The 12,517-nt window shown below is 31.1% G+C and carries 9 protein-coding genes and 1 pseudogene; 1 reads left to right on the forward strand and 9 read right to left on the reverse strand.

Features of this window, described 5'->3' with window-relative positions; translation table 11 throughout:
- Positions 1–732: 732 nt before the first annotated feature.
- The 7 genes and pseudogenes from KPL54_RS16565 to KPL54_RS16595 all read right to left on the reverse strand — a co-directional run.
- Positions 733–939 (reverse strand): annotated as a pseudogene (locus tag KPL54_RS16565) (DUF255 domain-containing protein); the annotation flags it as partial.
- A 141-nt stretch (positions 940–1,080) separates the two neighbouring features.
- Positions 1,081–2,244, reverse strand: a complete 1,164-nt coding sequence (locus tag KPL54_RS16570; protein ID WP_216107615.1) for a metallophosphoesterase — start codon at positions 2,242–2,244, stop codon at positions 1,081–1,083.
- 208 nt (positions 2,245–2,452) lie between these two features.
- Positions 2,453–3,871 (reverse strand): pyruvate kinase, encoded by a 1,419-nt coding sequence (pyk, locus tag KPL54_RS16575; protein WP_216107616.1) that lies wholly within the window; start codon positions 3,869–3,871, stop codon positions 2,453–2,455.
- A gap of 122 nt (positions 3,872–3,993) precedes the next feature.
- Positions 3,994–4,788 carry a rod shape-determining protein gene (locus tag KPL54_RS16580; RefSeq protein ID WP_216107617.1) on the reverse strand — a complete coding sequence of 265 codons (795 nt, stop codon included), beginning with the start codon at positions 4,786–4,788 and terminating at the stop codon, positions 3,994–3,996.
- 174 nt (positions 4,789–4,962) lie between these two features.
- Positions 4,963–5,649, reverse strand: a complete 687-nt coding sequence (locus KPL54_RS16585) for a GGDEF domain-containing protein (RefSeq protein WP_216107618.1) — start codon at positions 5,647–5,649, stop codon at positions 4,963–4,965.
- 81 nt (positions 5,650–5,730) lie between these two features.
- Positions 5,731–6,894: an FIST signal transduction protein gene (locus tag KPL54_RS16590; protein ID WP_216107619.1), complete on the reverse strand. Its 1,164-nt coding sequence runs from the start codon at positions 6,892–6,894 to the stop codon at positions 5,731–5,733.
- A gap of 80 nt (positions 6,895–6,974) precedes the next feature.
- Positions 6,975–7,658, reverse strand: coding sequence for a GTP pyrophosphokinase (locus KPL54_RS16595; RefSeq protein ID WP_216107620.1), 684 nt, complete (start codon positions 7,656–7,658; stop codon positions 6,975–6,977).
- A gap of 321 nt (positions 7,659–7,979) precedes the next feature.
- Between KPL54_RS16595 and KPL54_RS16600 the strand changes: the two genes are divergently transcribed.
- A complete protein-coding gene (locus KPL54_RS16600; RefSeq protein WP_216107621.1) occupies positions 7,980–8,843 on the forward strand; it encodes a LysR family transcriptional regulator in 864 nt (287 codons plus the stop codon).
- A 93-nt stretch (positions 8,844–8,936) separates the two neighbouring features.
- Here KPL54_RS16600 and KPL54_RS16605 read toward each other — a convergent pair whose 3' ends face one another.
- Both KPL54_RS16605 and KPL54_RS16610 read right to left on the reverse strand, forming a co-directional pair.
- Positions 8,937–10,673 carry an ABC transporter ATP-binding protein gene (locus KPL54_RS16605; RefSeq protein WP_216107622.1) on the reverse strand — a complete coding sequence of 579 codons (1,737 nt, stop codon included), beginning with the start codon at positions 10,671–10,673 and terminating at the stop codon, positions 8,937–8,939.
- Positions 10,673–12,409, reverse strand: a complete 1,737-nt coding sequence (locus KPL54_RS16610) for an ABC transporter ATP-binding protein (RefSeq protein ID WP_216107623.1) — start codon at positions 12,407–12,409, stop codon at positions 10,673–10,675. The genes KPL54_RS16605 and KPL54_RS16610 overlap by 1 nt, the downstream gene beginning before the upstream one ends.
- Positions 12,410–12,517: the final 108 nt, after the last annotated feature.

Raw genomic sequence — 12,517 nt, forward strand, 5'->3', positions numbered from 1 at the left:
ATCGAAGTTTTCTCTTTCATATTAACAACTCCCCTTTTTATTATTTCCTTTATAGTATTTATATAAGCAATATCTATGCCAACAAATTATCGTTATTATAGTTGGCTTAAACACTGGGTTTAAAATTTGCTGTACTGTTTTGTAATTACAAAAAGTGATCTCCATAAAAAAACATTACAATAATTTTTGTTTTTTGTATTTACATAAAATTAATATATTTAATATATCCGAACTATCTTTTCTTAAAACTCAAGAAATTTTATCGACATGTATTATTACACGAAAATTTAAATTACTTAATTAAAACTAATGAAGGATTTGACCACATATTTGACAGAATAATTTAGTTTACGATTTTCAAAATCACTTGATAATACTAAAAAGCCATCTGAACTCCAGATGACTTTTTAGTAGCTTTATCAATATGACCACATCAATATTATTAGTGAATCTAGATGGCTCTCCTCAATTTCTTCAAATTGATTATTACATTGTTGCAATATGTTATTTTATTTTTTTATTGTATTTCTTCTAAACCTTAGAATCTATCTCGTATAACTCTATTTAAATATATTTCTAACTCTTTATATTGTGCTTCTTAATTACGGTCATGCCATTTATAAACACTAAGATATATACAATCGTTGTAAATAGCTGAATATTTTATTAATTTCTTTACTTATTCTCAGTGTTTTATGAACAGATAACGAAGGAAATAATTAACGTGTAATATCTTTTATGGACACGACACCAGTGACAACAATAATAACCAATACTTACCAATATAGGTTTATCATCCTCTTTTGCTTTTGTAAAAGCTTCTTCACCCCAGGGGTTCCAGTTCACTGGGTTATATGCATGTTGTAGAAGGTATGGCGATTTTTCATTAATTAGTTTGTTAGGTTTTCTGTTTTTTTTAATACTTTTAGGTTCAGTCATAGCTACAACAACTCCTATCAAATATGTATTAACAATATATCAGCTTTTTCATTTTAACTGAGACAAAAAATAACACTAACAATTATGTCAGTGTTTATATATTAATATCATGTTTATACAAGTTCAATATAACATATATCTCTATTTTTTAAAACCAATATCAATTTCAACTATTTCAGACCGGCTTCCTATCCTAATTGGTGGTCCCCATGTTCCATAACCCGAAGATACAATAAAGTTCGAATTGTTCTTTTGCAGATAACCATAGTCTATTTCAAATATAAGATTTGTTATAAGATTTGCAGGAAATAACTGTCCTCGATGCGTATGTCCCGATACTTGTAAATCAATCTCATTCTTTTGCGTATCAGCAAAATTTCTTGGCTGATGATCCATTAATATAAGAGGCTTCGACTTATCTAAATCTTTTATTATGTCTGATAGATCTTTTCTTTTAATTTTCGTCTGCGATTCCTGTGATATATCGTCGCGACCTATAACATAAAAACTATTATTTATTAAAATTGCTTTATCTCTCAGTACATTTATTCCGGAAGCCTTAAAAGTTTTAACAATATCCTCTACACTGCTACCCATTTCATCATGGTTTCCAAGACAAGCATAAACTCCATACTTACTTTTAAGTCTTTTAAAGTTATCACTCATGTTTTGTTTTACAAAAGGCTCAATACTACTATCAATTATATCTCCAGGTATTAGCACAATGTCTGGATTCAATTCATTTATTTTATTAACCATCACAGTAAGCCTTTTATTATCTACTACAAGCCCAAGATGAATATCCGAAACCATAATAATCTTAAGTGCCTTTAAATCGCCAGGTGTTTTATTTACATTCAAATCATATTTGGTTACTTTTGGACTTCGAGCGCTCCAAGTACCATATGCCATTAGACTGGTTAAAAACACAACTACCACTAACGATACTATTAATGAAAAATTAGCAGCTTCATTTATGTTCCTAGGAATAAATGAAATTTTGCTATTTAAAAATTTTATTAGATCAATAGTAGGCAATACTAAAATAAGATAAAAAATTATTCCCATCCAATATGATCCCACAATGTTCAATGTATTTAAAACTACTGAAGGTATATAAGAAGACAATATCATACTTATGATATACGCCGATGCTATTAGTAAAATTACTATCCAATATACCTTATTATTTAAAAACGAAATATGGCTTCCTAAGTTTTGCCATCCCCTTAATCCTATATAATAATTTATGCCACCATATAATAAAAAAAATAAAGCAGCAACTAATAACATTAATTTGTCCATTATGCACCTCTCTTATTATCAAATCCAAACTATTCCTTTTACATTATAATTCAAAGGAATTTTCAATTCAACACAAATTATATTCACTCTATGCCTATCATAGTCAGCTATGAGTATATGATTTTTCTATAAATTACAATAAAAAGGTCTAGCAATTACGCTAGGCCTTAAATATCTTTGTACTATAATTATTAATTTGTTTTGAATTTTAAACTTGTTGTATTTTCATCATATTCGTAGTACCAGACTCACCAACTGGTATACCGGCTGCAATTATGACAATATCACCTTTTTTTATATATCCTGCAGCTAATGATTTTTTCACTGCATCTGCCATTAATTCATCTGTGGAAGTTAACTTAATTGAAAGTATAGTCTGCAATCCAAAATTAATAGATAACCCTCTTGCAACTTGCTTACTAGGTGTTACAGCAATAATTGGACACCTTGGTCTATATTTGGATACCATCCTAGCAGTATACCCACTTTGGGTTGCAGTTATTATTGCAGATACATTTAATTTATCTGCTGTGTTACATGTAGCAAGACTTATACCTTCTGATATATTTTCAAGAGCTTCATAATTTCTTTTATTTAAAGCAGCTTTAAAATCAATATTTGACTCTGCCTCAATAGCAATATTCGCCATTGTTAAAGCGGCTTCCAATGGATATTTTCCATTAGCACTTTCACCACTAAGCATTATTGCATCAGTACCATCAAAAATAGCATTAGCTATGTCTGAAGCCTCTGCTCTAGTAGGTCTTGGATTTCTAATCATAGAATCTAACATTTGGGTTGCAGTTATAACAGGCTTACCTGCCTTATTACATTTATGGATTATCATTTTTTGAACTATAGGAACCTTTTGAATCGGTAATTCAACCCCCATATCTCCTCTAGCAACCATAATACCATCAGAAGCCTCTATTATAGCATCTATGTTGTCAACGCCTTCTTGTGTTTCAATTTTGGATATTATTTGGATATGTTCGCCACCATTTGCATTAAGTATATTTCTAACATCTATTACATCACTAGCCTTTCTTATAAAAGAAGCAGCTACGATATCAACGCCTTGCTCACATCCAAATATTAAATCCAATTTATCTTTGTCAGTTACTGCCGGTAGACCAATAGATATATTAGGAACATTTATTCCCTTATGGTTTCCTATAAAACCAGAATTTAATGCAGTACAATTTATTTCAGTGCCTTCAATTGAATCAATTTTAAATTCAATAAGACCATCATCCACAAGAAGTGTACCATTGACCTTAAGTTCTTGATAAAGCTCTGTATAAGAAACAGAACATCTCTCTTTATTACCAAGTATCTCTTTACCACAACTAAAGACAAATTTTTGACCTTTGTCAATTGCTACAGTATCTCCCATAAAATTGTGGGTCCTAATCTTAGGTCCTTTTATATCAAGCATTATAGCAACAGATTTATTAAGTTCTTCCCTAAGACTTTTTATAAGGTCAATTTTTATTTTGTGATCCTCGTGTGTACCATGTGAAAAATTAAGTCTAGTAACATTCATTCCAATTTCCATGAGTTTTGTCAATATATCTTTACTGTCACTTGCAGGCCCTATTGTGAAAATCATTTTTGTTTTTTGCATAATTAATCTCCCCTTTATTGTTTAAGTTTTCTTAATTAGTTTTAATATGTGTGATTTAATTATAATATATACTTTTCCTATTTATAATATTTTTACTTAAAATAAAAATAGATATTAGAATCTTAGCCTTTTCTAATTTTCATTGTGTTAAGTTTTGAAATAGCGTTCTTTAATCCTTCTATAATACAATTTTCATATTCCAAATATGCTAATTGATGCTTGCCTATATTAAGACCAAATATATTCTTTAGATTTGTTGGAATAGACAAATATATTGTTCTTTCTATTTCTAATTTCCACCCTATAGTGACTTCTTCCAAATCTTTTTTTGATAAATTTATATTTGTAAATTGTTCTGGTAATTCTTTTGATGCATCGTCTGTTAAATTTCCAATATTGCTTATTATATCCTCTTGTGTTAACTCATTATATCCCCTTTTTAAAATTTTCACATTGAAAATATTTCCAGCAAAAACCAAACCAAAATAAGTTAAATCATTTAAGGAATAAATAAATATTTTTCTTCTACATTCTTCTATTCGAATCCCTAAACCAATAGCCGCACACATAAAATTACTAAGAATATATATATTGCTCCACTTAAATTTTGAAGCTTCCTCAACAATTGATGCTTTATTCTTTATGTCAGAAATCTCAAATGGAATAGCAATAACCAATCCTGGCCTAAATAATGATTTTTTAGCATTGCTTAAGACGTAATTCAATAATTGTTCCATGGCATTAATATCATACCAATAGTTTTCATTATTTATCGGATTAAATATATTGGGAAGTATTTCTCCTATAGATTTATCTATGAAAGTATTTTCTTTTTCTTCAAAAGCTCTTACTTTTCCATTTAACAAATCAACCCCTATATACCTTTTCCTCATAAAATTAATTATATTTTCTAGCATTTATTATCCCTCTTTTCGTATAAAGTTTATATTAATATTGCCGACAATTGCATTATTTTTATTTAGCTGATAATTAAAAAGTCCCGAATTACCTTTTGGTATTTCAAGACTTTCAGAGATTCAGTAATATTACTATTCCCAATATATCGTAATTGAAATTCAGGCAACTGTATCTTATTTAAAAATACAAGCACAATTGCGGTGTTCCTTAGCCTTATAAAGGGCCATATCAGCTCTTTTAATAATCTTTTCTATACTGTCATCTTTCATGTACTCAGTAATCCCAAAACTACAAGTTAGATGCTTAGGGGTTTCGAAGTTATAGTTATATACTTTTAATCGTATCCTCTCAGCCAATGCATATCCATCATTTGCACTTACATTTGGTAAAACAATAAAGAATTCTTCTCCTCCCCATCTTCCAATGTGCTCAGTAATACGAAGGCTGTCCTTCATCAGTTGAGCAAGTTCAAATAAAACTTGGTCACCAGCTTGATGCCCATATGTATCATTTACCAACTTGAACCAGTCAACATCAATTATAATAACTGAAAAATTTATCCCATAACACTGTGCCTGAAGGTATTCTTCATTAAATATCTCGTTAATTTTTCTTCGGTTATATATCCTTGTAACTCCATCAGTGGTTGACATTTCTTGAAGCTCCTCATTCTTGGCAAGTAGTTCTAATCTTTTGAAGTCCAGTTCTCGATTCTTGACATCAAGCAAGTTCTTTTGTGCATCTAGCTTGTCTATACTAAAACGGTAAACTAAATCATAATGATCCATTGCCTGCTCTATAAGTCTTCGGCTGTGTTCCGAGCGTTGCAACTTTTTTTTCAAAATCGCTATTTGCCTCATCATAGCATCTTTATTATAATTCTCCATTCTTAATCTCCAGTCTATTCACTTTAACGACATTTCATCTCCGCAGGAGATGATTTAACCTAGCAATACAGTTACAAATGTTTCGTTATGGAACTTATTTGTTAATTCATTTAAATTTGGACAAAACTCACCATATGAATAAAATCCAACAAATTTTACACTTTCCTCAATCTTTTCCTGAATAATCTGGCACTCCTCTTTAGTGCGTGTTCCAAGCAGAACCCTTCGAGCTGAACAAGAGAAACATAATGCTATAGCGGGTAATTTATTTGATGGAAATGTGCTAATCGCATGGTTTATTGAACTTTTAGCGCCTGCCAAAATTGACTCACGGTTTACCATGGTAATACGGACTTTATAACCAACCGGAACATTACCTAGATAGGTTATTGATCCAATATTATTATCATAATTTTCGAAGCTAGTGCGCATAAAACAAAAATCATCCTTATCATCATATACTGCAATTGGTAGTTCAAGGGTAGCCTTAACATTTTCGCCAAGAATATTACTATAGAATTCAAGTGCAGGCTTATGGTCGATTTCATAGATCACATTACCCTGCGATCTTGTAATAGTCCCCACATCCCCCACTGGATGCCAACCACTGTCCATCCCGAAAGAAAAATCAAATGATCCAGCTAAAAGTAAAAATGGAGATATACTTTGTGATGATACTTTATTGTAAAACTGTTTAGAATCAGTAAATCTCCAACTATCTGCTGATATTCCACCCACAATTGGAAGTTTACCATCTGTAACTGTAGTTAGCTGTTCCATAACTGTCTCACCACTTGTTTTAATCACATCGGAAAACAATATACATAGGGTGGGAGTCTGTCCTAATCTGATAATAGACTCTGATAATACTTGACTACATTCTTTCCTCATATCTATTGCTGTATTATTGATAAAGCCAGAAACAATTTTTGTTTCTTTAGATACAAATAATGTCAAAACCAATGAATCCTCTACATACTCACATTCTGAAGAAAATTCTCCATCTGTTGTACATCCAATGAGCTGTAACTCCGGCCATTTTTCATAAATCTTATTAAGTACCAACTGATGATCAACATCTATGCTGGCATAAAGAATTCCTGCTGTAGGGTGATGTTTATCAAGCTGAAGCTCACAATCTTCAATTAGTTCCGTAACCGCTAAAAATGAATCTAGTTCTATACTGTGAGCTATGGCTACAAAAAAATCTGTTTTCATAAGTTCCTCCCCTATTCATCTAGAATTCCATAAAAATTCTTAAATAAATTATACTATTATTCACCATAAATTACTATATTTTATCTTATCTTATCTACTTCAATTTCTATGTTTTGCATTTTTATATCTGTTGCTGCTATAATATCTGCACACTCTTTTAAATCATTTTTTATATGTATTGCAATACCTTCCCCTTTTTTATAATATAACTTATGTTCTAAACTTGCCCAAAAATCCATAGCGATTGTTCTTATTTGTACTTCTACTCTTATGGGTTCTACATGATCGGAAAAAAATATAGGAATTTCCAAAACCATATGAAGGCTTCTATATCCATTTGGCTTAGGATTTTTAATATAATCTTTCTCTTCAATTAAAGTAATATCCTCTTGCTTTTTAAGCATATCTGCGACCTTATATATATCACTAACGAAGGAACAAACAACTCTTATTCCCGCTATATCATTGAAATTTCCCCTTGCCACTTTAATACTTGGTTTTAAATTTTTACGAGTAAGTTTGTCCATTATACTCTTAGGTGATTTAACCCTAGATTTCATATATTCTATTGGATTTCTTTTCCCCTTTATTTTAAATTCATAGTCTAAAATGTCAAGTTTAGTGCTAACTTCTTTTATAGCGCAACTATAAATCATTATAAGTTCCTCTATTTCCTCTATCTTGCCTTCCATATCTATTGGAGAAACTGCTTTATCTACTATTGGGTCAAAGAATACTTTATCTGTTTTTGTGGATTTACCCATGAATGTTTTGCTCCTTTTCGTCTAATTATGATATCACTAGCTGCTAAAACCACTTTTTCATGGATTACGTAATTATTCCATAAGCAGGGTTTTCTTCAATTATACCATTAAATGACCATGTATCTTGAAGTACCATAATAAAATTATTGCATGTTTTGTCCCATGCTAATATGATTATAGTATATGGATTCCCATATTAGTAATATATTTTATATATATGGTATACGATATTCATATATAATCAACATGAATTAATGTTTGGTTTTGTAATTTAAATTATATCTGGAGTGCCTGTCTATGTATAAGAGGAGGAGAAATAGTATGGACATTAAACAGCTTAGATATTTCCTTACAATAGCAGAGGAAGGTCAAATAACAGCAGCAGCTAGAAGGCTTCACATTGCCCAACCACCCTTAAGTCAACAACTTAAACTTTTAGAGAGAGAACTTGGGGTAAAACTTGTAGAAAGAGGACCAAGACATATCCATTTAACGGATGCTGGTGAAATTTTAAGAACTAGAGCAGAGCAAATTTTAGAACTTTCAGATTCTACAATAAACGAAATATATGATTTTAAAAAAGGTTTAAATGGAACCTTATCCATAGGAATGGTTTCATCCTCTGGTGCATTACTTATAAAAAATACTTTGTCAAAATTCCATGAAAAATATTCCGGTGTAAAATTTTCTGTGCAGGAAGGCAACACATTTAAGATCCTAGAACTATTAAATAGAGGGATTATAGAGGTTGGAATTGTCAGAACACCATTTAAAGCTTTAAACTGCAATTATAAATGCATGGAAAAAGAACCTATGATAGCGGCAATGACAAAAAAATATTCTTCAGGTTTAGAGGAAAATTTCATATCATTGAACGAACTAAATGGAAAACCCCTAATTTTTTATCGAAGATTTGAACAATTAATAATGGATACCTGCATGGAAAGTGGTTTTAAACCAGAGGTATTCTGCAAAAATGATGATGCACGAACAACACTTATGCTAGCAAATGCAGGCTTTGGGATTGGAATAGTTCCAAAATCCGCCTTTGAACTCTCATGTAATGAGAATCTTATTTATAAGGAAATAAAAAATGAAAAATTAGAAACATCACTAGCTGCAATATGGATAAAAGATAGATATATGTCCTCACTAGCAGATAGGTTTATAAAATACTTCAATTAATAATATGGTTTGATAAAAATGACTGTGTAAAAACGATTTTATTCGTTTTTACGCAGTCATTTTGAAATTAAAAACATTAGGATTTTATCACAATCAAACAGCAGCAAACTGACTGTTATAAAGTCGTGAATACTGTCCACCCTTTTCTAATAATTCTTCATGTGTTCCACTTTGAACAATATTACCATTATCCATGACCAAAATTATATCGGATTCCTTTATTGTGGAAAGTCTATGAGCTATAATAAAACTAGTTCTTCCTTTTAACATTTTAATAAATGCTTTTTGGATTTTAAGTTCAGTTATTGTATCTATATTACTTGTAGCCTCATCCAAAATTAACATAGGCGCGTTAGCAAGCATTACCCTTGCTATAGTAAGAAGTTGCCTTTGACCTTGTGAAAGATTTTCACCTGCATCAGTAATTATGGTGTTATACCCCTTAGGTAAACGACGTATGAAGCTATGAGACCCAGAAGCTTTGGCGGCAGTTATTATTTCCTCTTCTGTTGCATCAGCTTTACCATAGGCTATATTCTCCTTTATAGTTCCGCAAAAAAGCCATGTATCTTGAAGAACCATTCCAAAACTGCAACGTAAACTATCACGACTTATTTCATTTATATTAATCCCATCAATAAATATACCTCCACTGTTAATCTCATAAAATCTCATCAATAAGTTTATAAGAGTCGTTTTACCTGCGCCAGTTGTACCAACTATGGCAACCCTGCTACCAGGTTTTACATTTAAATTAAAGTTTTTAATAAGAGGACGATTAGGTGTATATCCGAAATTTACATTTCTAAAAGAAATCACACCTTCATTATTATGAAGATTTATTATTCTTTTTTTGTCAGCTATTTCTGGTTCCATGTCAAGGACATAAAAGATACGCTCAGCAGAAGCTGCAGCTGCTTGAATCTGTGTAAATATCGCGGTTATATCATTTAGAGGTTTTGAGAATAATGTGGAATAAATAAGAAAACTTGATATATCACCTATTGTTAGTTTACCAAAAATCACAGCAAAACTTCCAATAATACCTATAAGTGAATAAATTATGTTATTTACAACTCTTGTAGTTGGACCTGATAAAGAACCATAAAATTGAGATTTTACACCTGCACTATATAAATCACTATTTATTTCTTTAAATTTATTAATAGTTTCATCTTCATAATTAAACGCCTTTACAACTTTTTGACCATCTATAATTTCTTCAGCATAAGCGTTTAAATTACCCAAAATTTTAGCCTGCTTTTTAAACATTTTTTGAGAACGATTTGTTATAAATCTCGCCATAAAATAAGAAGCTGGTGATAAAATCAAAACTACTAATGTCATAATGGGATTTAAGTAGAACATAAAACATATAGCACCTATTATGGTAACAATACCAGTTATAAGTGTGGACAAACATTGAATCATTCCGTCTGAAATTGTTTCTATATCGTTAACAAACCTGCTTATTGTATCGCCATGAGGATTAGTGTCAAAGAAATTTAATGGTAGTTTATTTGTTTTTTTAAAAAGATCCTGCCTCATCTGGTTAACAGATGAAAATGCGATTAAGTTAGTTAAATAGATCAAAAGCCAATTAAATATGTTTGAAGCTGCATACACTATTGCTATTGCAATAATAATTTTGAATACATAACTAAAGTCAACAAGACCTTTTCCTATCATCATATCTATAGTTTTACCTATTAGTAGCGGGGCAATAAGGCTTAAAACCACTGTTATAATTGCACTTAGAAGGGAAAATATAATATATATTTTAGAGTTTGACATATATTTTATAATTCTTTTAAATATAGTTTTATTCATTATTTGTTTACCTCCTTATCCGAAAGCTGTGAAAGACATATATCTTTGTATGTTTCACAATTTGTCATAAGATAGTCATGTGGACCCACTCCTACTATTTTTCCATCATCAAATACAATAATTTTATCAACATGTTTTATAGAATTTGCGCGCTGTGAAACAGTAATTACAGTCATGGTATCACTGAGACTTTTAAGTCCAGTTCTAAGGGCTGCATCCGTTGCGAAATCAAGTGCACTAGATGAATCATCAAGTATTAAAATTTCAGGTTTTGCAATTATTGCTCTAGCAATTGTGAGTCGTTGCTTTTGTCCGCCAGAAAAATTAAGACCACCACGAGTTACCTGTGTATTATAACCACCTGGTAGCTCTTTTATAAATTCGTTTGCTTGAGCTGTTTTCGCAGCATCTATGATTTCTTCTCTAGTGGCTATTTTCTTTCCCCATCGAATATTGTCTGAAATAGTACCAGTAAAAAGTACAGATTTTTGTGGTACCATACTAATTTCATCCCTAAGTTTTTTTAGAGAATAATCTTTAACATTAATTCCCTTTATTGTTATTTCACCTTTAGTAACATCATAAAATCTTGGAATTAAATTTGTGAAAGTTGATTTACCTGACCCGGTAGCTCCTATAATGCCTACTGTTTCCCCCTTGTTAATGCTTATGTTTATATCAGTTAGCTCGCAGTCGCTGGCACTGTCATATGCAAAAGAAACCTGTTTAAACTCAATTAAAACATCGTCTCCACGAGAAGATGTTTCTACGTTATTTCCATTGTCCTTTATTGATGTTACAGTATCAAGTATTTCATTGACACGGCTAGCCGAAGCAAATGCTTTTGTAAATATGATAACAAGATTTGATAATGCAACAAGTGCCACTAATATTTGCGTAGCATAATTTACAAATGCAATAATTGTTCCCTGAGAAAGGGTACCAGCATTAATATGATAACTACTAGCCCATAATATAGCAATTATTGCTACATTCATAACAAGAGTTGTGAGAGGGTTTAAGAGAGCTGAGGTTTTGCCAACTAAAACTGCAGTTGAAGTTAGATCATCGTTTGTAGTTTTAAATCTTGTTTCTTCGTTCTTTGTTTTTGCAAATGCACGAATTACTCGTGCTCCAGAAAGATTTTCACGAACTACAGTGCCGAGTCTATCTAATTTGTTTTGATATTTACGATAAAGAGGAGATGTCCTACTTATGATAAGATATATAATAATTCCAAAAATAGGGGTAGCTACTATAAGTACTAGAGCTAATCTAAGATCTAATAACATAGACATAACAATTGCACCGATACATATAAATGGTGCACGAAATGCCATACGAATAAGCATAGCAACTGCTAGTTGGAGCTGATTTACATCGCTAGTAATACGATTTGTTAGTGACGCGGCACCGAACTTATCTATTTCCACATAAGAAAACGTAGATATATGTTCAAATAATTTATTACGCAAGGTTGTACCAAACCCTTGCGAAGTAAGTGCAGCAAAATACTGACATGTCATAGAACTGCAAAATCCTAAGATAGCCATAACGCACATAATTCCGCCCATTTTTAACACATAACTTGTATCATGCGAGCTTACACCGTTATTTATAATAAGTGCCATAAGTGTTGGAAGCAACAGTTCTAATAATGCTTCAATAAGCTTAAATGTGGGTCCTAAGATACATTCTTTCCTATATGGCTTTAAAAATTTAAAAAGTTTAAACAAAAATCATCACTCCAATATAAAAATATTGCATGTTTTATTCCATGCGAATATGATTATAGCATAGGGACCGCCATATTAATAATATATGTTTTGTATATGTGGTATACG

The sequence above is a fragment of the Clostridium estertheticum genome (assembly GCF_018861295.1).
In the GTDB taxonomy this organism is placed as follows: Bacteria; Bacillota; Clostridia; order Clostridiales; family Clostridiaceae; genus Clostridium_AD; species Clostridium_AD estertheticum_D.